Source organism: Sporosarcina saromensis (assembly GCF_054901285.1).
Window position 1 is genome coordinate 3,107,807 of sequence record NZ_CM142738.1, and the last position, 19,877, is coordinate 3,127,683.

Below are 19,877 nucleotides of genomic sequence, written 5' to 3' on the forward strand. Positions count from 1 at the left end.
ACCTCTCTGTTTCTAAAAGTTACTACCAGTATTGCATGGACAAACAAATAGAATAAGGTGTATTTCGATTAACGCTTACCATTCTTCCGAAAATCGCAAGCATATTTCTCGTAAACAAAGCACACTTCCGAAAATCACCGCATACTACTCACCAACAGCGCAATCTTCCGAAAATACCTCCATCCATTTCCAAATCGCAGCCTTCTTTTCCGAACCAGTTGCAAATTTAAAAATACTTTCTCCTACTAGTAAATTTCTTTTGCATTTTCCCAACAATTCATGAACAATGAAGATAGTGAATACAATTCACAGTATACAAATGGAGGAATGGGAATGTTGAAATTCGAAGACTATGAATATAAGAGACCTGATTTGCCACGTATTAAGGAGCAATTTCTTGATCTACTCGAGCAATTTAAAGGTGCAACCTCTTTTGAATCTCAAAATGAAATTATCGAAAGCATTAATCGCATCAACTCTAATTACTCTACACAATCCAATATTATGCTTATCCGTTCATCAATCGACACGAACGATGAGTTTTATCAACAGGAACGTGAATATTTTGATGAAATCGATCCTGAATTCCAAGAACTCGGAACGGCTTTTTACAAAGAACTTGTTGCAACACCGTTTCGCAAACAACTTGAAGAAAAATGGGGACCACAACTGTTCGCATTAGCAGATAATGCGATTAAATCATTTTCACCAGAAATCTTACCGTTATTGCAAAAAGAAAATAAACTCGTATCCGAATACTCAAAGCTTGTCGCATCTGCACAAATTGAATTTGACGGTAAAACGTTAACACTTGCCCAACTAGGTCCATACGCAGAATCTACGGACAGATCCGTTCGCAAAGCTGCAATGGAAGCGTCATTTTCATTTTATGAAGCAAATGGTGACTCGTTCGACAGAATATACGATGAACTCGTGAAAGTTAGGCATGAAATCGCGACAACATTAGGATTTAACAATTTTGTAGAATTAGGTTATGTCCGAATGAATCGAATTGGCTATGACGCAGCAATGGTGAAAAATTTCCGTGACCAAGTCCGTGATTTTATCGTTCCAATTGCAAACAAGCTTTATAAACGACAAGCAGAACGCATCGGAATCGAATCGATGAAGTATTACGATCAAACGCTCAATTTCTTAAGTGGGAATGCCACGCCAAAAGGATCACCCGAGTGGATTATTGAGAATGGAAAGAAAATGTACGCAGAACTGTCTCCTGAAACGGACACATTTTTCCGTTATATGACTGAAAAGAATTTACTTGACCTTGTTGCAAAAAAAGGAAAAGAATCAGGTGGCTATTGCACATTTATTGACGACTATGATTCTCCTTTCATCTTCTCCAACTTTAATGGTACTTCTGGAGATATCGACGTTTTGACACATGAAGCCGGGCATGCTTTCCAAGTGTATTCCAGCAGGAACATCGGCATCCCTGAATACGTTTGGCCAACATACGAAGGTGCGGAAATCCATTCGATGAGTATGGAATTTTTCACATGGCCTTGGATGGAACTTTTCTTTCAAGAGGAAACTGAAAAGTACAAGTTTGCACATTTAAGCAGCGGCCTACTATTTTTACCATACGGTGTTGCAGTCGATGAATTCCAACACGTTATTTACGAAAATCCAGAAATGTCACCGACAGAACGAAAAGAAGCTTGGAAAAAAATAGAAAAAACCTATTTGCCAATGAGAGATTATGACGGCATTCCTTTCTTAGAAGCCGGAGGCATTTGGCAACGTCAATCTCACATTTATCAATCTCCATTTTATTATATTGATTATACGCTAGCTCAAATTTGTGCGTTCCAATTTTGGAAACGATCTTTTGAAAATCGTGAGGAAGCTTGGAACGATTACTTACACCTTTGTAAATTAGGTGGTTCGAAGCCTTTTACTGAACTTGTAAAAGAAGCAAATTTACTATCGCCATTCGAAGATGGTTCTGTGGAATCGGTTATTGGTTCAATAGAAAATTGGTTGAACCAAGTAGACGATAAAGCGTTATAATTTCAACATAACTAAAAAAATGCATGAAGGCTCATTCCCTCATGCATTTTTTATTTCTGCTTTTATTCACCGTCTAATCCTTTACATTAAGCCGACAGCATTGCCTTTTTCATCGACATCCATTTGAAGTGCTGCAGGTTGTTTAGGCAAACCAGGCATTGTCATAATGTCGCCCGTGAGACAGACGAGGAATCCAGCCCCAAGCTTCGGCAAAATTTCGCGGATTGTAATCGTAAAATCCTTTGGTCTCCCTAGTTTTTTCGGATCATCCGAGAATGAATATTGTGTTTTTGCCATGCAAATCGGTAAAATGTCCCATCCGTTTTGCTCAATTTGTAGCAGATCTTTTTTAGCTTTATCTGTAAGCACGATACCATTTCCGCCATAGACCGTCTGTACGATTGTTGTGATTTTATCAATAACGGATTGTTCCACATCATAAAGGGGTGCAAAATGATTCGGTTCATCCAGCAGTTCAAGCACTTGTTCAGCTAATGCTCTACCGCCTTCACCACCATTCCCCCAAACATCTGTTAACGCAGCTCTTACATTGTTCTTCTCACACCAAGTTAACACATAATCGAGTTCCGCTTTTGTGTCTGCTACAAACTGATTCAATGCAATTACGGGTTGAACTCCGAACGCCCGCACCGTTTCCACATGCTTTTCAAGATTCACGATGCCAGCCGCAACCGCTTGAACATTTTCAGTTCTCAACTCAGCTTTCGCCACACCACCATGCATTTTTAAAGCGCGTATTGTCGTAACTATAACAACAGCATCCGGTGAAAAACCACCTTTTCGCGCTTTTATATCCATGAATTTCTCAGCACCTAAATCAGATCCGAAACCCGCTTCTGTGACAACAATATCTGCAAGTTGCCTAGCTGTATTTGTCGCCATTAATGAATTGCAACCATGCGCAATATTGGCAAAAGGCCCTCCATGAATAAGTGCTGGCGTCCCTTCAATTGTTTGCACAAGATTAGGCTTAAACGCTTCTTTTAACAATAACGTTAAAGCACCTTCGACACCTAGGTCTCTTACGGTCACCGCTTCTTTGTCATACGTATAGCCGATGACCATTTGGGACAAACGCTCTTTTAAATCATCCAAGCTTGTTGCTAAACAGAAAACTGCCATAATTTCCGAAGCGACCGTGATGTCAAACCCGTCTTCTCTTGGAATTCCCTGACCTGGTCCGCCAAGTCCAATCGTCACATGACGTAGTGCCCGATCATTCATGTCCAGTACACGCTTCCATGTAATCCGTCTTGGGTCAATTTGAAGCGCATTCCCTTGATGTAAGTGATTATCTATCATGGCACTTAACGCATTATTAGCTGTCGTAATTGCATGGATATCACCATTAAAATGCAGATTAATCTCTTCCATCGGCAGCACTTGTGCATATCCACCACCTGCTGCTCCACCTTTTACTCCCATCACAGGTCCTAAAGAAGGTTCACGCAAAGCAATCATAGATTTCTTCCCTAATTTTGCCAATGCATCTGCCAAACCAACTGTGACGGTGGATTTCCCTTCTCCTGCCGGTGTTGGACTCGTGGCCGTCACTAATACAACTTTACCGTTTGATTTAGCAACTGGTAATTTTGCTACATCAATTTTCGCTTTGTATCGGCCATAGGGCTCAACTGCTTCCTCTGGTATACCCGCTTGTTGTGCAATAACCCCAATTGGCTTCATCACCGCTGCATTAGCGATTGCTAAGTCTGTTAATGGTTTTGCTTCTTTTGTCAATCTAGCCGCCACCCTTCTCCTAAAAGACGTACCTCGTGCTCGTCATTTTTTACTTAATCTTAAGTACAAGTTTTCCGAACTGTTCACTATTCGTTAAAGCTCGAAACGCGTCCATTCCATCATCTAAATTATACACACGGTCAATAACCGGTTTTGTCTTAAACTTGTCCATATGCTTAAGCATTGCTCGTAGCTCATCTCGACTACCCATTGTTGAGCCGAACAACTGATATTGCCCGTAGAAAAACTTTCGTAAATCTAATTCCACAAGATCTTCTGTTGTTGCGCCAAATACGACGATTCGTCCACCACGTTTTAACACTTCCAAAGACCGGTTGAAAGTTGCCTTTCCTACACTATCGATGACAATATCGATCGTTTCGTTTGCTAATGCTTCAACCCAGTTGCTAGAAGTGTCAATGGCTACATCAGCTCCAAGTTCAATTGCTTTCTGTCTCTTTTCTTCCGAACGGGAAGTTACGATAACACGTGCACCGACATCTTTAGCAAACTGGATAAGGAAAGTTGCCACACCACTTCCCGCACCTGGTATAAAAACCGTGTCGCCTTTTTTCACGTCAGCTTGAGTGAATACCGCTCGATAACCCGTTAACGCTGATAACGAGACTACAGCAGCTTCTTCCATCGACAAATGAGTAGGTTTTCTTTCAATTTGTTCAGCAGATATAACAATCTTTTCAGCGAATGTACCGTTATCCGGCATGCCTAAAATCTCAAACTCTTCTGGTGGACACGTGTGATTCTCATACCACCGTAACGAGGGATTAATGATTACTTCATCTCCAACAGCCCAATCCATAACCCCTTCACCAAGCGACTCGATGACACCAGCACCGTCGGACCCTAGTACGAGCGGCTCCGCTGCATCACCTCTGCGACGAGGAATCATCAAATCCCTTCGGTTTAATCCAGCAGCATGAATGGAGACAACAACCTCGCCCTTTTTAGCTTTCGGCTCTTCCACTCTACCAACTTTCAATTCTCCTTTTTCATGAAAAATTGCCTTCATAAGCGCCCCCCAGTTAATAATAATTATACTAATTCTTCTCCACTTTCTATCATACAACACATACGGAATATTTTCACATTGATAATTTTGCAAATAAAAAACGCAAAGATTAATCCTTTGCGCCTTTTCCTATTTGTATAAGAAGCCAATTTTCAATATATCACATTTCGTAAAAAGGCTCTGCAATGTATCATTTATAACCAGCGTTTCTTCACTTTCGCAAGTTCAAGCAATTCCAACACATCTTTTTTCGGCAACTCCGTCAAGATGGACAGTAACTCACGTTCAGCAAGTCTTCGTCCACGACCACTTCGATAACGTTCTTTATTTTCAGCATCAATCGAAATATATAAGTCTGTAATTTTTTCGCCTTGCTCATCATTTTCTTTTCCGATGATTAAGTTCTCGCGTAAACGTTCATACAACATATCTACATTTGAGGAACCACTCGGTGTAAAAGCTCGAGATGTTTTTGGATCACCTAAAATTAATTCATCCGTGGATACATTAAATCGCTCAGAAATTTTTGCAATCCATGCTGCCGAAGGGGCATTCTTACCTTTTTCCCAATCTTTTATTCTACTTGCTGACGTTCCTATCGCGGCGCCAAAAGCCATCATTGATAAGCCTCTCTGCTCTCTCAAGGTCTTTAGTCTTATCCCAAAGTCTTCTTTACTCCAATCGTTCACCGTTATGCCCCCTCCAATATACTTATCTCTATCATATTTTTCCTAGTTCAATATGTCAATCCTAATTATTTTTATATAAAGGATTAATACCCGGTTTGTTGTCGCTTATAATTTTCTTCATTTTTATGGATATATGCATGTATAATATCTTTTGTTCCAAAATCCAATGCTTTTGCAATCGCAGCATAGTGAACCCATACGTTTATGTAATGTTCCATAGAGCTATGTAAGATGAATTGTTGAATGGCAGAAATTGTTTGGAGAAATATTGAGGTTAAGTCTCCAGAAACTTCACCGTCCGGCCAATAATCAAGCGTATCCAAGTTTTTTTCAATACCTAGTGAAAGTAGAAAATGTATGGAGTCCACATACTCTTCTAGTATGATTTCTTTTTCTGAAGGACCTTTTGTACTCCAAAATTTAAAACATCTAGTTTCATTTGCTAATTCAGCAAGTTCAATAATAAGCGCTAGTCCTTTTTCTTGAAATACATCTCGACGTACTTCCTGATTCGTTTGTATATATGCATCCAATTCCTTCTGCATATCAAATAGTGTTGTTAAATTCATTAAACAATCCCTCCGAAATAAAAATATCTTGAAACCAAACTAGCTATGTTAATTATAACGCATAGGCATATGAAAGCGAACGTTTTATTTCTTAATAAACTTATTTTATTTCATTAATTCATTTACACTATTTACTTTTATGTAAGTTCGAGTTGTTATTTCGAAAAAAAGGGTTAAAATTAGATAATAAGAACTACTATATGTATAAATTAAAAATGTGCAAAGTATAGTAATAAACACCTATTATCTCCGCACTTCTTTTTGTTAATTAGAGAATGTTTTGACAGCAAGTAATTTCGGAGAGATAATTGATTTTTTTTTTGAATATCTTGAAACCAAACTGTTTGTCATCCGTATACGTAGATGACTAAATTTATTTTTCTTTAAGGGGATGGCAAGTATGATCTTCGTAATCCGTATTTTCATTATCGCTTTCATCATCTACTTATTTTATCGAGGTATACGTTATGTAATCGATCCTATGCGGAAATTGGATGATGCGTATGAACGAGAACAGTATTACTTTTATGATGATGTAAAAAATGTACGGAAAAACTTCTTTATTACGTATAAAGGAGCGCTGTTCGAAGGAGAGAAGTATTTAGGTACGACAGATAACGCATTCGAAGTAGTCTCTATTTTCGTTTGGGTAAAGGACGAAACAAAACTTCAAGGATTTACGAAAGATGATTTTCATTTCCTCTCTTCGGAAATTCAATCGAACTATCCTCAAGCAGAAGTTAGTTGGAAGAATCCAATTGAGCAGTTGATGAAGAAAACAAGCGAGTAAGAATAATGCTAGATACCGCATTCGATTAAGTTACAGGATACTTAATTGCATGCGGTATATTTATTCTAAACGACTCTCTTATCTAGAAGTAATTTTCAATATATCGATTCCCAGTAAATAAAGGATGAGCAGTATGTACACAACCGCTAATAGTAGAAAGCCAATCCTAAATGTTGTTCGCCGTGTTTTATGATTAAAGATCAACATTCCTGCATAAGAGCCAATTGCACCACCCACAAATGCAAGAAACCAAAGATTCTTCTCCGGCACCCGTCTCGCTTTGCGTTTTGCCTGTCTTTTATCATAGCCCATCGCTGCAAAAGCCCATATCGTTGCAAACAGTATCCAACTCATGAAAATTTCATTCATACGATTCAACTCCCCCCTATTATTTTACACGGTAGCGAGTTGCAATTGGAAGGATAATGAATTGCTTTCATATGTATAAAACCCCCACAGTCGTTCCTGGCATGGTTTTGTTGGCATTGACGGTAGACAATTGCAACACTCGCGGCGTATCACAACGTAAACCCTTCGTATCGCAACGTAAACCCGCCGTATCACAACACTCTTCCCTCGCATCACAACACACCCCTCTCCTCAAAAACACATACAAAAAGCCCTTCAACCAATTAAATCGGTTGAAGGGCTTTTTTATCATCAATCAATTATTTTGCGACTGATTTTTTTGCTGTTTCTGCAAGTTGTGCAAATGCTTGTGCATCTGTTACTGCAAGGTCAGCTAGCATTTTGCGGTTTACTTCGATACCAGCAACTTTTAAACCGTGCATAAGTGTGCTGTAAGAAAGACCGTTCATGCGTGCAGCTGCGTTGATACGTGTAATCCATAGTTTACGGAAATCACGTTTCTTTTGACGGCGGTCACGGTATGCATAGTTGAATGATTTCATGACCTGTTGGTTTGCTACTTTGTAAAGTCTATGTTTTGAACCAAAGTAACCTTTGGCTAATTTCAATACTCGATTACGGCGCTTGCGCGTCACTGTTCCACCTTTTACGCGTGGCATAGTTCATTACCTCCTGCTATTCCTAAAGAATGTTGTAATAGTTGTTCAAAGAGAAGTTAGGCTGGCGTCGTTTGACATACCTTGATGCCTTCCCCTATGAACGGGTTTGAAAGTCTTACTTCATGTATGTGATCATTTCACGGATACGTTTGTAGTCGCCAGAAGAAACAAGTGAAGCTTTGCGCAAGTGGCGTTTAGCTTTCGTAGACTTGTTAGCAAAAAGGTGACTTGTGTAAGCACGGCCGCGTTTCACTTTACCAGTTGCTGTTTTTTTGAAACGTTTTGCGGATCCGCGGTGAGTTTTCATTTTTGGCATGATCTGTTCCTCCTAAATCGTTCGTGTTACTTTTTTTCGGCAGTCGGTGCAAGTATTAGGAACATGCTCCGGCCTTCCATTTTCGGTTTCACTTCAACCGTTGAGAATTCTTTGCATTCTTCTGCAAAGCGGTCCAATACACGTTGACCGATTTCCTTGTGCGTAATTGCACGACCACGGAAACGGATAGACGCTTTTACTTTGTCCCCTGCTTGCAAGAATTTGATACCGTTACGAAGCTTTGTTTGGAAATCATGTTCGTCAATTGTTGGGCTTAAGCGCACTTCTTTGACGTTAATGATTTTTTGGTTCTTTCTCACTTCGCGTTCTTTCTTCTGTTGTTCGAACTTGAATTTTCCGTAGTCCATAACGCGGGCTACAGGGGGTTTTGCTGTTGGAGCGACAAGGACAAGATCCAAATTCGCGCGGGCTGCAATATCAAGTGCCTCGTTGCGTGATTTGATTCCAAGCTGGTCGCCATTGTGGTCAATTAGGCGCAGCTCGCGGGCACGGATGCCCTCGTTTACGTACATGTCTTTGCTAATAGTAATCCACCTCCGAATGTTGTCTCGCGAATACACGGTTTGGGTATACCGCCCACCATTCCGGCAGGGGCCCCATAGTCCATTCGATTAAGAAGAGCACAGGGCACCGGAACGTTCAGAAAAAGAGCTAAATAACCCGTAAAAAAACAGCTATCATGCAATTTCCTTTAGGAACGTAGCAATTCCGAGGGACTGGTGCCCGTAATCCGGACAATAAAAAAGGTAGACAAACAGTACATTTGTCTACCCGCTTATGTGTACGTACACCTACGTGTACGGCACGTTCACTCATGTGCTGACCTGTCAACAACGTAAAGCGTCGATCAGGTGAGAAGCGGGCAGCTCCTTCTTATACCACAAACTGTATTCATTAACCTTAATAAGTCTATCATTCAATAAAAGGAATGTCAACCGTTTAATTTAAAGCGCTACTTTCACATACCGCAATGCTGTTAAAAAGTTCAGCCAGGAAAACTCGATTACCTGGCTGAACTTAAACAACTCAAGAAATTATTCCTCGTGTGAAACATCCGCTTTTATCAAGTTCAAAAAGTCAGCAAACGGCATGCTTTCTGATTTTTGCTCACCATATTTACGTACATTCACTTCTCCAGACTCGACTTCTTTATCGCCTAGTACTAGCATATAAGGAATTTTTTGTACTTGCGCTTCACGAATCTTATAACCAATCTTCTCATCACGGCTATCAAGATCTACTCGGTAGCCTGCAGCAACCAACTGTTCTTTCACTTTATTGGCATACTCAAAATGCGCATCAGGTGAAACTGGAATCACTTCGACTTGGACAGGTGCAAGCCATGTCGGGAACGCGCCTTTGTACTCTTCGATTAAGAAAGCCACAAAACGTTCCATTGTTGAAACGACACCACGGTGGATGACTACAGGACGGTGTTGCTTTCCGTCTTCCCCGATATATGTCAATTCAAAGCGTTCCGGCTGTAAGAAATCAAGCTGTGCAGTCGAAAGTGTTTCTTCCATACCAATCGCTGTTTTAACTTGAACGTCCAGCTTAGGACCATAGAATGCTGCTTCTCCAATTGCTTCTACATAGTCCAAGCCCATTTCATCCATTGTTTCTTTCAATAGACGTTGTGCATGTTCCCACATTTGATCATCATCATAATATTTTTCAGTATCTGCCGGATCACGGTACGACAGACGGAATGAGTAATCATTAATATTGAAATCTTTATACACATCAATGATTAATTGAACAACTCGACGGAATTCGTCTTTGATTTGATCCGGACGAACAAAGATATGCGCATCATTCAAAGTCATTCCACGGACACGTTGTAACCCTGACAATGCGCCAGACATTTCATAACGATGCATTGTGCCAAGTTCCGCAATACGGACAGGCAAATTCCGATAAGAATGGATGCCATTTTTATAAATCATCATATGGTGTGGGCAGTTCATCGGACGGAGCACTAGGTCTTCATTATCCATACTCATGACCGGGAACATGCCGTCCTGGTAGTGTCCCCAGTGGCCTGAAGTTTCATATAATGCTTTACTTCCAAGTACAGGCGTATACACGTGATCGTAACCAAGCTTCACTTCTTTATCGACAATATATCTTTCAATGATTCGACGAATTGTTGCACCTTTTGGTAGCCATAAAGGAAGGCCTTGACCGACTTTTTGGGAGTTTGTAAATAAATTTAACTCTTTTCCGATTTTACGGTGATCCCGTTCCTTCGCCTCTTCCAACAAGCGTAAATGTTCTTGTAAATCTTCTTTTTTGAAGAATGCTGTTCCATAAATACGTTGTAGCATCTTGTTCTTGGAATCGCCTCGCCAGTATGCACCCGCAATACTTAACAGTTTGAATTCCTTCAGCTTGCCTGTGGATGGAACGTGTACTCCGCGGCAAAGGTCGAAAAATTCTCCTTGCTCGTAAATGGATACTTGCTCGCCGGCTGGAATCGCTTCAAGCAATTCAATCTTATAGGGATCGTCAATTTCTTTGAAACGTTTTTCTGCTTCATCACGCGAAACATCATGGCGGATAATCGGTAAATTTTCACCGATAATGCGTTTCATTTCCTTCTCAAGTTCAGGCAAATCTTCCGCTGTAATCGGTGTAGGTGAATCGATGTCATAATAGAAGCCATTGTCAATGACTGGTCCAATCCCTAATTTTGCATCTGGAAACTTGCGTTTTACCGCTTGTGCCAGTAAATGCGCAGTACTGTGGCGTAAGATTTCAAGCGCCTCATCTGATTGGGGAGTAATGATGGCAATGTCACCATCTTCAAGGATTGGTGTTTTCAAATCCACAAGTTTCTCTCCAACCTTACCTGCCAACGCACTTTTTCTTAGACCAGGGCTGATAGATCCAGCAACCTCTTCTGTTGTTGTGCCCGCGGGAAATTCCTTTATCGCACCATCTGGAAATTTTAATTGAATCTGTTCTGCCATTGTAAACACTCCTCACTCGATTTTTTTGAACAAAAAAAGCCCCATCCCAATAAAGGGACGAAGCTATTGCTCGCGGTTCCACCCTTCTTCCTTCCACATCCTCGATACGTACTCGCGGACATGGAGCTCTGAAACGGCTAACGGGCCGGGGCCGTCATCAGCTACTAAAGAAGTTCACTGATGCTGTTCAGAGGTGGTAAATCGATGTTCGCAACTACAGGGCTTGCAGCCTAAAGACCCTGTTCTCTGTAAGTGGAGCTATCGATTCATGTCCTCTTCAATACATTTCGAATATAATACTCATTAGTATAAGGAATGTCTCAGAAAATTGCAAGTGACGATTTGTCCTTCATGTCAATTCCGATTTCTAAGGTTGGAACCTTTCAATTCAATCGGTTTACTTACCGTTTTAATGCGTTCCATAATTCTCGCTGCTTTAACCTCTTCCTTTTCACCTCGTTGCGTATACGCTAAGTGATGCTCCAACTCTTTAAAATTATAGTTCGAGGTAAAGAAAGTAGGCAATTTCTCTGCCATTCGGTATTGTAAAATCGTACCTAGCACTTCATCTCGCGCCCAGGCAGAGATGGATTCAGCACCAAAATCATCTAACATAAGGACTTCCGCTTTCTTCACAAAGTCAATCTTGTCATTGAACGTTTGGTCTTGAATCGATTGTTTAATTTCCCGCAGAAACTCGGGAATATAAACAATGACTGTCCTCACTCGACGATTAGCAAGTTCATTCGCAAGTGCTCCAAGAATATAAGATTTGCCCGTTCCAAATGGCCCGTAAATGTAGAATCCGCGCTCCGGCAGTTTTCCTGTCTCACTGTATTCACTAAGAAATTGTGCGGCTGCTTCAATTGCAATAATGCGACTGTCATCATGCTCTAAATTGACATGGTGAAGACGCGCTTCCATCACATCTTTTGGCATGTGCATACTATCAATCATATTCGTAATGTTTCGTCTTTCATCGTCAACCAATTTATTCGGACATTTAACATAATCAATGTCAATGAACCCTTGCGACAAAACAAGTTTTGGTTCAAAGCCTTTCATTACGTTTATGCACCCATCCAGATGTGGACACTTTTCACATTGATGTGAAGCAGACACAAACTCATATAACTTCATTAAACTCTTCTCAACAACCGCTTTGTCAATGGAAGCCGCATGCTCTTCAATAAACTGTTGAACAGCGGGAGATTCCATCACTTCATTTCGCACCGCTTCATATCTAGCCGCCAACTCTGACGGATTGACAACCCTTCTTAATGTACTTCCGATTCGCTCCATCTATTATTTCCCCTCCGTTCTCATCGCATCTAACTTGGCGATTAGTTGACGACGTTTTTCATCCATGGATGGGTCAACATCCTTTTTGTTAGCTTGTTTACGATCATCTGTTTCATCGTTTTTACGGAACCACTCCGGCAGCTTCTCTTCTCTTCCTTGCCTTTGTTTTCGAGAGTTTGTCTGCTTACTTCCTTCTTTTTGCCATTGCATATACTGGTCGTGCTCTTTTCTAGACATGTCCATTGCTTGCTTTGCAGTTGTAATTTTTTTATTAGCCCAGTGAGACGCAATCCGTTCTGCATAGTTTTTCGTTATTTTCCCGTCATTTCGGATAATGACATAATGTAACAGGACATTGACAACGCCAACTGTGAAACCGTGTACCGTTACTAAACGTTCAGCAAGCTGCACATCGACAGGAAGTGGTTCTTTCCCTGTATAATCCCTTAACATTTCTCGCGGCGAGACCGTTTCCATGTACTGTAAAAGTTCATCTTCACGAGTGACAGGTTCTTTTTTAAGAGGAGGTGCTTCCTTATGAAAAACTTTTTCAAGTTTAGGGGCATTACGAGAAATATTCAGCTTGTAGAAATCTGTAGCAGCTTTTCGTAAGCGTTCTTCTGGTAGATTCAAATCTTCATCCAACGCCATCATAATTACTTTTTGCATATCCATTGGCGTTAATGAATAAAGAAATGCCAGTTTCCCAATAAATTCTTTTGAAACGGAAGCAAGAGCAGATTGAGGTACCATTTGTTCTGATAACCCTGCCCGAAGAAGTTGGAAATCAAAATCAAAGTTGGCAAATGGTAAGCCTTCTGACACCGATTTCCCTGATAGTTTCGTTGGTTCCTGTTCAATTTCCGATCCACTTGAACGGATCGGCTTGTACACGTCGAGAAATGTACGCGAAACTTCATTATAGCCATCCATTTTTTGATCAGAGAGGGTAAACCGAGCTTTTAATCCACGGTACGCATTTTCACCAATCTTACTGAATAAAAATGTGGACAATAAGGATCTTCAAAGAAAGATTTCGCATCCATCGGCGGCAAAAGTTCATAGATGAACGAGCGGTCTTCACTCTCTTCCTTACAAAATGTCCGCAATAGGCCAATCGCTTCAAGAGAGATTCTAGCTTCAAAAACTTGACCAAGTGGCATAGTTAGTAAGTTCATGAGGTGGTAGTGATTGTATTCACTTTCAAGATTTCGCTCTGCATCCGCCCATAACGACAAAAACAGACTCATCGATTGCGGTCCGATAAGTGGTTGGTAAAACAAAGTGAGGAGTTGTCGATCATAATCCGAAAATGGATGCGCCATCATGATTTTATAAGTGTCAATCGGTTGTAATTCTTGATATAGCATATTGTCGGAACTCCTCTCTTTCAGGCTTCAAAGCTTAATTTCTCTCTTTTTTCGTTTGTAAATTTTGGAGTTCTTCAATGAAAACCGTAATGTCTTTGTATTGACGATAGACAGATGCAAAACGGACATAGGCCACTTCATCGACATCCGCCAATTTTTCCATCACCATTTCCCCTACGTTTTCTGAGCGAATCTCCACTGTCCCTGAACTTCTTAACTCTTTTTCAATATGATAAACAATGTTTTTAAGAGCTTCCAGATCAACCGGTCTCTTTTCACAAGCCCTTATCAATCCTCGTAATAATTTCTCGTTGCTGAATTCTTCCCGTGTACCGTCTTTTTTGACGACAATGAGCGGCATTTCTTCGACCTTTTCAAAAGTCGTAAAACGAAATGCGCATTTCTCACATTCTCTTCGTCGCCGAATAGATCGATTCTCTTCAGCTGGTCTGGAATCGATGACTCGGGTGCCATTGTAATGACAAGCTGGACATATCATTTTAGCTTCCTCCGTATTTCCGTATAGTCCTTTGATTATAACAGATGTTCAAGGGAAAAATCGAAAAGGATGTAAGAAAGATTTAGGGAATCACGACGAAAAAGAGGTTGTCTGCTTACTGTCAAGAACAGCCACCAGGCATTGTTCAACGCCTGATTCCCATTCTTAACGAAGCGACAACCTCTATGAATTATTGACCTTACGCTTTCAATTTCTCATTCAATGCATTTGCAACTTTCTTCGTCAATTCTACAACACGTGCAGAATAACCCCACTCGTTATCGTACCAAGCAAGCACTTTTACTTTGCGATCACCCATGACAATTGTCGAAAGACCATCAATTGTTGCAGATTCTTTCGTTGTATTAAAGTCGATGGAAACAAGTGGCTCAGTTGTGAAACGAAGAATGCCTGATAACGCACCATTTGCAGCTTTGATAAATGCTTCATTTACTTCTTCGACTGTAACATCCTTTTTCACATCCACTACGAGGTCGACGAGAGAGACATTCGGAGTTGGTACACGTAAAGCCATACCATGAATTTTCCCTTCAAGCTCTGGTAATACAAGTGACAATGCCTTAGCCGCTCCAGTCGAAGTCGGTATGATTGATTGTGCACAAGCACGAGCACGACGAAGATCCTTATGTGGATTATCCAAGTTCTTTTGATCATTCGTATACGCATGAACAGTCGTCATCAAGCCGTTCTCAATTCCAAAAGTATCGTTCAACACTTTTGCAACAGGAGCAAGACAGTTTGTTGTACAGCTAGCATTTGAAATGACATCATGCTTTTCAATGTCTAATTTTTCATCGTTTACACCTAAAACAATTGTTACGTCTTCGTTTTTACCAGGTGCAGTCAAAATCACTTTTTGTGCCCCCGCTTCAAGATGAAGAGCGGCTTTTTCACGGGCATTGAATACGCCTGTCGCTTCTATTACAATGTCCACACCAAGTTGTTTCCATGGTAATTTCAATGGATCACGCTCAGCTATTAATTCTACACGCTTTCCATTTACTACAAGAGCATTTTCCTCTACAACGACCTCACCATCAAACACTCCATGATTTGTGTCATACTTAATCAAATGTGCTAACGTTTCAGCCGGATACGATGCGTTCACTGCTACTACTTTCACATCGTCCTCCATAATAATTTGGCGGAAAACCATGCGTCCGATGCGCCCAAACCCATTAATCGCTATAGAAGTAGTCATGAAATAAATCCTCCTGCATAATGTTATACTTTTTATCGTTTATCCGTTAATTAGTATAGCATAATTTAAGTAGGAGCAAAGAGTTTGTGAACAAAATAACAATGTTCCACTTTTCAGAGAATACTTTTACGCCAGTGCACCCCATTGTTGCAATATAGAAGTCAATTGCACTTCAGTCTCTTCTCTCGTACCGTTATTGAAAATTACAGCATCTGCAAGCTCTTCTTTTTCTGCTATCGGCATTTGTGAGCGAATCCTAGCATCCGCCTCTTCTTCTGTTAAGTGGTTACGTTCCATTAAACGTGCACGTTGGATAGAAGGCGAAACTGACACAACAAGCACTTTTTCCACGAAAGATTGCAACTTACTCTCAAACAAAAGGGGGATATCCATAATGACTGTCCGTGCACCATTCAGCAACCACTCATCTTTTTGACGAAGCATTTCTTTCCGTACAGCAGGATGCATAATTGCATTTAACTTCTTACGTTCTTCTTCGTTCGTAAATATTCGATGCCCCAGTCGTTCCCTATCCAATGAGCCGTCCGCCTTCAGTACTTCTTGGCCAAATACTTCCGTAATTTCAGACAGAACAGGCCTACCTGGTTCAACAACTTGTCTTGCAATTTCATCCGCATCAACAATTGCATATCCTTTGTTTTTAAGCATTGTTGCCACTGTACTCTTCCCGGTTGCGATACTACCGGTTAACCCGATAATCATGCACACACCTCCTTACCTCTGGCATTTTGGACAATAAACCGAAGTTCGTCCCGCAATTTGCATGCTTTTTGTTTCTCGACCACACGTGTTGCATTGTTTTTTACCGTACATCTGAAGACGAGTCTGCATCGTACCGGCTTCACCATTAATATTGCGATAATCGGAAATCGAACTTCCACCCGCCTCGATACTTTCTAGCAGGACCGAGACGATTTCCTGAAACAACGCCCGCTTTCTTTTTTCACTAATGCGTTCTGCCGTTCTCGCAGGATGGATATTCATCCGAAAAAGTGCTTCTGTTGCATAGATGTTTCCACAACCTGAAATGATTTGCCCATCCATAATTACTTCTTTAATCGGTTTACGGCCATACTTCGGCAATTTTGTCATCTCGATGAAATGGTCAATGGCAATCTGCTCGAATGGTTCTGGAGCCATTTTCAAAAGCGGTATATAGTCATCTTCCTTACTTAAAAGACGTAATTCACCAAATCTGCGAATGTCCGAGTAAATGAGGAGACCGCCGTCTTGCATTTTTAATACGACATGAATATGATCTCTGAACCGTTTCTCTTTCACTTCCTCTGGGCTATTTACGACGAACCACGCACCCGTCATCCCTAAATGACTGACGAGCAAACGGGGTTGTCCTTCTTTCTCTAAATGGAAGTAAATATATTTACTTCTCCGTGTCACATTCTTAATGGTCATAGCAGGTAGTTCGTTTATAAAATCGTCTATTGTCTTACCTTTTACAATCGCTTCTTTTCCTAACTGTTTTGATTGCTTGATAACAGAAGATACTTCGACCTCTACAATTGTCCGACCTGTAGAGGCGGGGGCCAATTCACGGACGACCCCTTCCACTTCTGGTAGTTCTGGCATTTCTAACTCCTCATTTCGTTTCGTACCAAGACAAGCCAAATGCAGATTCCACTAGTAACGGGACATCCAGTTGCAAAGCAGATTCCATTACTTCTGGTACGATTTCTTTCAATTTCTCTATCTCGTGTTCAGGAGCCTCAAAGATCAATTCATCATGTACTTGGAGAAGCATGCGCGCTTCCATCTTTTCAGCTTCTAACCGTGCATCCATGTCAATCATCGCTTTTTTTATAATATCTGCTGCTGTTCCTTGAATTGGCGTATTCATCGCAGTTCTTTCTGCAAAGCTCCTCAAGTTAAAATTCGAACTTGTTATATCTGGCAAATACCGTCTGCGGTTCATCATCGTGACGACATATCCTTTTAATTTTGCATCCGCCACAATATCTTCCATATATTGCTTCACACCTGGGAATGTTTCTAAATACGTATCAATGAATTTTCCAGCTTCTTTTCGGGTAATATTTAAACTTTGAGACAATCCATAATCGCTAATTCCGTAGACAATACCGAAATTGACCGCTTTCGCAGTTCTTCTCATATCAGATGAGACGCCGTCTTTATCCACTCCGAAAACATCCATTGCCGTTTTTGTATGAATGTCTTCACCTTCACGGAACGCAGCAATCATTTTTTCATCTTGCGAGATATGTGCAAGGACACGCAACTCAATTTGCGAATAATCCGCTGCAAACATCATCCAGCCAGGTTCAGAAGGCACAAAGGCAGCCCGTATTTTACGCCCTTCTTCTAAACGGATCGGGATATTTTGCAAGTTCGGGTTAATGGAACTTAGTCGTCCCGTCTGCGTTAACGCTTGTTGGAAGCGCGTATGAATTTTCCCATCCTCATGGATTTCTTTGGATAATCCTTCTATATAAGTCGAATTCAATTTACCGAGTTGTCGATACGTTAGGATGAATCCAATTATTTCATGTTCACTTTCCAGCTTTTCCAATACATCCGCTGCTGTTGAATAGCCGGTTTTCGTCTTCTTGATTGGCGTCAATCCAATTTTCTCAAAGAGGATTTCACCTAGCTGCTTAGGTGAATTAATATTGAATGGTTGGCCAGCCATCTCGTAAATAATGGACTCCAGCTCAGACAACCTTGTCGATAATTCGACACCTATTTGTTGAAGGATACGTAAATCAGTCTTCACTCCTGTAGATTCCATTTTGCCAAGTATTTTGGCCAACGGCATCTCGAGTTCATGGTACAAGTCAAATTGCTCATTTTGACGTAATTGTTCTTCCAACTTCGGTTTTAATGACCAAACGGCCTTCACTTTCCGACCTGCATGTTCTGCAATAACTTGTTCTTCAGGTACAGCTTTCTTAGCACCTTTCCCATAGATCACTTCATCTGATTCAACTTCATGATAATTGAATTCCTTGGCAACGGAAGCGACATCCGTATAAGACGAGGAAGGGTTTGCAATGTACGTAGCTAAAAGCAAATCGAATTCAAATCCGTTCGTTTCAATCCCATAACGCAATAAAGACGCATAGGTCGCTTTCGTATCCGTCGCATACTTTTTCTTTGATTCATCCTGGAACCATGCGGTTAACGTTTTTGAAGCTTGAAGGACTTCTATTGGGATATAAGAAATTGTGTGTCCATCCGTCATGCTGACACCTAACACATTTGTCGAAAGATATTTCTCATCTTTCATCTCAACATGTACAGCCATTTCGTCAGCTAATTCAACAGTATCTCCATCCGAAATGATGTCAACTTCGATTGTTTCATGCATTTCAATGCTTTCTGACTGTGGCGTCATTTTTTCTAAAAGCGTTTTAAATTTCAATTCCTCGTAAATCGCTTTAACTTTCTCTTCATGAGGTCCTTTATATGACAAATCATCTAACGCAATTGTAATCGGTGCTTGCACTTCAATCGTCGCTAGCTTTTTACTCATAATTGCCTGGTCTTCATTTGCGGTCAAATTTTCTTTTAACTTTTTACCTGAGACGGCATCCAGTGACTCATAGACCCCTTCCACAGTCTCGAATTGTTTTAATAATTTTATGGCTGTTTTCTCTCCGACACCAGGCACACCAGGTATATTGTCTGAAGCATCCCCCATGAGTCCTTTCATATCGATGATCTGCTCAGGTGTCAGCCCATATTTCTCCTCAATATGTGCTGGTGTATATTTTTCCAGGTCCGTTATCCCTTTTCGTGTAATGCAAACGGTAGTTGTATCACTAGCGAGCTGCGTCAAATCTTTATCTCCAGAGATAACGACAACTTCAACACCTTTCTCTTCGCCCACTTTGCTCAAGGTTCCAATGATATCATCTGCTTCATATTGATCAAGTTCATATTGAGGAATTTCATATGCATCAAGCAATTTTCGCAAATAAGGGAATTGCTCAGAAAGCTCGGGCGGCGTTTTTTGTCTGCCACCTTTGTATTCACCAAAGGTCGCATGTCTGAATGTAGTTTTTCCTGCATCCCACGCAACAAGTATATGTGTCGGCTTTTCCTCGGCTAAAATGTTTTGTAACATCATTGTAAATCCATAAACGGCGTTCGTATGAATTCCACTATCATTCGTTAACAGCGGCAATGCAAAAAATGCACGATACGCTAAACTATTTCCATCTAAAAGGACCACTTTCTCTTTTGACAAATCCGATTCACTCCTTAATAAAAAACGTCAT

19 protein-coding genes and 1 other annotated feature are annotated in these 19,877 nt (G+C 40.8%); of the genes, 2 read left to right on the forward strand and 17 right to left on the reverse strand.

Annotated features, from left to right (window positions below; genetic code table 11):
* The first annotated feature begins 333 nt into the window (after positions 1–333).
* A complete protein-coding gene (locus ACVHUV_RS15930; RefSeq protein ID WP_462085255.1) occupies positions 334–2,031 on the forward strand; it encodes a M3 family oligoendopeptidase in 1,698 nt (565 codons plus the stop codon).
* Between the two features lie 81 nt (positions 2,032–2,112).
* On the opposite strand, the gene ACVHUV_RS15935 is transcribed toward ACVHUV_RS15930, so the two are convergent.
* From ACVHUV_RS15935 to ACVHUV_RS15950, 4 genes are all read right to left on the reverse strand, one after another.
* Positions 2,113–3,792: a formate--tetrahydrofolate ligase gene (locus ACVHUV_RS15935; protein ID WP_462085256.1), complete on the reverse strand. Its 1,680-nt coding sequence runs from the start codon at positions 3,790–3,792 to the stop codon at positions 2,113–2,115.
* Positions 3,793–3,841: 49 nt separating this feature from the next.
* Positions 3,842–4,822, reverse strand: coding sequence for a zinc-binding dehydrogenase (locus ACVHUV_RS15940; protein WP_462085257.1), 981 nt, complete (start codon positions 4,820–4,822; stop codon positions 3,842–3,844).
* Between the two features lie 194 nt (positions 4,823–5,016).
* On the reverse strand, positions 5,017–5,511 hold the full coding sequence (locus tag ACVHUV_RS15945; protein WP_317942882.1) for a helix-turn-helix domain-containing protein: 495 nt from the start codon (positions 5,509–5,511) through the stop codon (positions 5,017–5,019).
* Positions 5,512–5,594: 83 nt separating this feature from the next.
* Positions 5,595–6,080, reverse strand: coding sequence for a dUTP diphosphatase (locus ACVHUV_RS15950; protein ID WP_317942880.1), 486 nt, complete (start codon positions 6,078–6,080; stop codon positions 5,595–5,597).
* A 400-nt stretch (positions 6,081–6,480) separates the two neighbouring features.
* On the opposite strand from ACVHUV_RS15950, the gene ACVHUV_RS15955 reads away from it, so the two are divergent.
* Positions 6,481–6,870 (forward strand): sigma-w pathway protein ysdB, encoded by a 390-nt coding sequence (locus ACVHUV_RS15955; RefSeq protein ID WP_317942878.1) that lies wholly within the window; start codon positions 6,481–6,483, stop codon positions 6,868–6,870.
* Positions 6,871–6,948: 78 nt separating this feature from the next.
* Here the strand turns inward: ACVHUV_RS15955 and ACVHUV_RS15960 are convergent, their stop codons facing one another.
* The 13 genes from ACVHUV_RS15960 to polA all read right to left on the reverse strand — a co-directional run bounded on the left by ACVHUV_RS15960 (position 6,949) and on the right by polA (position 19,846).
* Positions 6,949–7,239 carry a DUF1294 domain-containing protein gene (locus ACVHUV_RS15960; protein ID WP_462085258.1) on the reverse strand — a complete coding sequence of 97 codons (291 nt, stop codon included), beginning with the start codon at positions 7,237–7,239 and terminating at the stop codon, positions 6,949–6,951.
* Positions 7,240–7,538: 299 nt separating this feature from the next.
* Positions 7,539–7,898: a 50S ribosomal protein L20 gene (gene rplT / locus ACVHUV_RS15965; protein WP_060209871.1), complete on the reverse strand. Its 360-nt coding sequence runs from the start codon at positions 7,896–7,898 to the stop codon at positions 7,539–7,541.
* 115 nt (positions 7,899–8,013) lie between these two features.
* A complete protein-coding gene (gene rpmI / locus ACVHUV_RS15970) occupies positions 8,014–8,214 on the reverse strand; it encodes a 50S ribosomal protein L35 (RefSeq protein ID WP_041075504.1) in 201 nt (66 codons plus the stop codon).
* Positions 8,215–8,240: 26 nt separating this feature from the next.
* Positions 8,241–8,747, reverse strand: a complete 507-nt coding sequence (gene infC / locus ACVHUV_RS15975; protein WP_317942871.1) for a translation initiation factor IF-3 — start codon at positions 8,745–8,747, stop codon at positions 8,241–8,243.
* 522 nt (positions 8,748–9,269) lie between these two features.
* Positions 9,270–11,207: a threonine--tRNA ligase gene (thrS, locus tag ACVHUV_RS15980; RefSeq protein ID WP_462085259.1), complete on the reverse strand. Its 1,938-nt coding sequence runs from the start codon at positions 11,205–11,207 to the stop codon at positions 9,270–9,272.
* 50 nt (positions 11,208–11,257) lie between these two features.
* Positions 11,258–11,497, reverse strand: a binding site (T-box leader).
* A 64-nt stretch (positions 11,498–11,561) separates the two neighbouring features.
* Positions 11,562–12,509: a primosomal protein DnaI gene (gene dnaI / locus ACVHUV_RS15985; RefSeq protein WP_371389365.1), complete on the reverse strand. Its 948-nt coding sequence runs from the start codon at positions 12,507–12,509 to the stop codon at positions 11,562–11,564.
* A 3-nt stretch (positions 12,510–12,512) separates the two neighbouring features.
* Positions 12,513–13,523, reverse strand: coding sequence for a replication initiation and membrane attachment family protein (locus ACVHUV_RS15990; protein WP_462085260.1), 1,011 nt, complete (start codon positions 13,521–13,523; stop codon positions 12,513–12,515).
* On the reverse strand, positions 13,472–13,879 hold the full coding sequence (locus ACVHUV_RS15995; RefSeq protein ID WP_462085261.1) for a replication initiation and membrane attachment family protein: 408 nt from the start codon (positions 13,877–13,879) through the stop codon (positions 13,472–13,474). The genes ACVHUV_RS15990 and ACVHUV_RS15995 overlap by 52 nt, the downstream gene beginning before the upstream one ends.
* 34 nt (positions 13,880–13,913) lie before the next feature.
* Positions 13,914–14,378, reverse strand: coding sequence for a transcriptional regulator NrdR (gene nrdR, locus ACVHUV_RS16000; protein ID WP_317942865.1), 465 nt, complete (start codon positions 14,376–14,378; stop codon positions 13,914–13,916).
* Positions 14,379–14,577: 199 nt separating this feature from the next.
* Complete coding sequence (locus ACVHUV_RS16005; RefSeq protein WP_462085262.1) at positions 14,578–15,600, reverse strand: glyceraldehyde-3-phosphate dehydrogenase; 1,023 nt, start codon at positions 15,598–15,600, stop codon at positions 14,578–14,580.
* A gap of 126 nt (positions 15,601–15,726) precedes the next feature.
* Complete coding sequence (gene coaE / locus ACVHUV_RS16010; RefSeq protein ID WP_462085263.1) at positions 15,727–16,323, reverse strand: dephospho-CoA kinase; 597 nt, start codon at positions 16,321–16,323, stop codon at positions 15,727–15,729.
* Positions 16,324–16,335: 12 nt separating this feature from the next.
* Entirely contained in the window at positions 16,336–17,208 is an 873-nt protein-coding gene (gene mutM, locus ACVHUV_RS16015) for a bifunctional DNA-formamidopyrimidine glycosylase/DNA-(apurinic or apyrimidinic site) lyase (RefSeq protein WP_462085264.1), read from the reverse strand.
* A gap of 10 nt (positions 17,209–17,218) precedes the next feature.
* Positions 17,219–19,846, reverse strand: a complete 2,628-nt coding sequence (polA, locus tag ACVHUV_RS16020) for a DNA polymerase I (protein ID WP_462085265.1) — start codon at positions 19,844–19,846, stop codon at positions 17,219–17,221.
* Positions 19,847–19,877 lie beyond the last annotated feature (31 nt).

Excerpts from the sequence above, each read along its gene's own strand:
- ACVHUV_RS15930 (WP_462085255.1), top strand. The coding sequence starts at position 334 with ATGTTGAAATTCGAAGACTATGAATATAAGAGACCTGATTTGCCACGT.
- ACVHUV_RS15940 (WP_462085257.1), bottom strand. The coding sequence starts at position 4,822 with ATGAAGGCAATTTTTCATGAAAAAGGAGAATTGAAAGTTGGTAGAGTG.
- ACVHUV_RS15950 (WP_317942880.1), bottom strand. The coding sequence starts at position 6,080 with ATGAATTTAACAACACTATTTGATATGCAGAAGGAATTGGATGCATAT.
- ACVHUV_RS15955 (WP_317942878.1), top strand. The coding sequence starts at position 6,481 with ATGATCTTCGTAATCCGTATTTTCATTATCGCTTTCATCATCTACTTA.
- ACVHUV_RS15960 (WP_462085258.1), bottom strand. The coding sequence starts at position 7,239 with ATGAATGAAATTTTCATGAGTTGGATACTGTTTGCAACGATATGGGCT.
- rplT (WP_060209871.1), bottom strand. The coding sequence starts at position 7,898 with ATGCCACGCGTAAAAGGTGGAACAGTGACGCGCAAGCGCCGTAATCGA.
- rpmI (WP_041075504.1), bottom strand. The coding sequence starts at position 8,214 with ATGCCAAAAATGAAAACTCACCGCGGATCCGCAAAACGTTTCAAAAAA.
- infC (WP_317942871.1), bottom strand. The coding sequence starts at position 8,747 with ATGTACGTAAACGAGGGCATCCGTGCCCGCGAGCTGCGCCTAATTGAC.
- thrS (WP_462085259.1), bottom strand. The coding sequence starts at position 11,207 with ATGGCAGAACAGATTCAATTAAAATTTCCAGATGGTGCGATAAAGGAA.
- dnaI (WP_371389365.1), bottom strand. The coding sequence starts at position 12,509 with ATGGAGCGAATCGGAAGTACATTAAGAAGGGTTGTCAATCCGTCAGAG.
- ACVHUV_RS15995 (WP_462085261.1), bottom strand. The coding sequence starts at position 13,879 with ATGCTATATCAAGAATTACAACCGATTGACACTTATAAAATCATGATG.
- nrdR (WP_317942865.1), bottom strand. The coding sequence starts at position 14,378 with ATGATATGTCCAGCTTGTCATTACAATGGCACCCGAGTCATCGATTCC.
- ACVHUV_RS16005 (WP_462085262.1), bottom strand. The coding sequence starts at position 15,600 with ATGACTACTTCTATAGCGATTAATGGGTTTGGGCGCATCGGACGCATG.
- coaE (WP_462085263.1), bottom strand. The coding sequence starts at position 16,323 with ATGATTATCGGGTTAACCGGTAGTATCGCAACCGGGAAGAGTACAGTG.
- mutM (WP_462085264.1), bottom strand. The coding sequence starts at position 17,208 with ATGCCAGAACTACCAGAAGTGGAAGGGGTCGTCCGTGAATTGGCCCCC.